The 691-nt window shown below is 77.9% G+C and carries 1 protein-coding gene; it reads left to right on the top strand.

Annotated elements, in window-relative coordinates; genetic code table 11:
- Positions 1-690: SLATT domain-containing protein (locus FNQ90_RS25795; RefSeq protein ID WP_182608512.1), on the top strand; the 690-nt coding region annotated here is incomplete at its 5' end.
- Position 691 lies beyond the last annotated feature (1 nt).

Raw genomic sequence — 691 nt, forward strand, 5'->3', positions numbered from 1 at the left:
GACCTGACGAGTGATCCCTTCCCGCACGGCGACTGGGGCGAGCCCGCGGCGCGCCTGGACGAGTTGTACCGCCGGGTGGAGGCCGAGGCGCTGCGGACCGTGGAGTGGTACCTGACCGACCGCCGGTGGAAGCGGGGCACCGCACGGGCGCTGCGTCTGGGCTCGGTGCTGGGCGCCGCGGCGGGTCTCGCGCTGCCGCTGCTGGAGGCCGTCGGCGTCGCCGGGGCCGGACCGTGGGGGTACCCCCTGCTGCTGGGTGCCGTCGCCTGCCTGGCCTGCGACCGCTGGTTCGGCCTGACCTCCGGCTGGATGCGGGACGTCGCCACCGCGCAGGCGGTGCAGCGACGCCTGGAGGCGCTGCGGTACGAGTGGGCGACGGAGAACGTTCGCGAGGCGCTCGGGCCGACGGAGGGCACGGCGGGCGAGGCGGCGGAGCGCTGTCTGGGCCTGCTGCGGCGCTTCTCCGAGGACGTCACGGAGCTGGTGCGCGCGGAGACCGCCGACTGGATGCTGGAGTTCCGGGGCGGGGGGAGCGCGCTGCTCACCCAGGCCGGCGCCGTGATCGGGGGCGGCGGCCGGGAGGAGGGTTCGGCCGCCGGCCGGGTGGCGGCGGGACGCTTCCCGTCCGTGCCGCCCGGGGCACGGCCGAGCATGCCGCGCCAGCGCCCCCCGGAGGGGCCCCGCCTGTAGG

It is taken from the genome of Streptomyces alkaliphilus, from assembly GCF_014141535.1.
Classification (GTDB): domain Bacteria; phylum Actinomycetota; class Actinomycetes; order Streptomycetales; family Streptomycetaceae; genus Streptomyces; species Streptomyces alkaliphilus.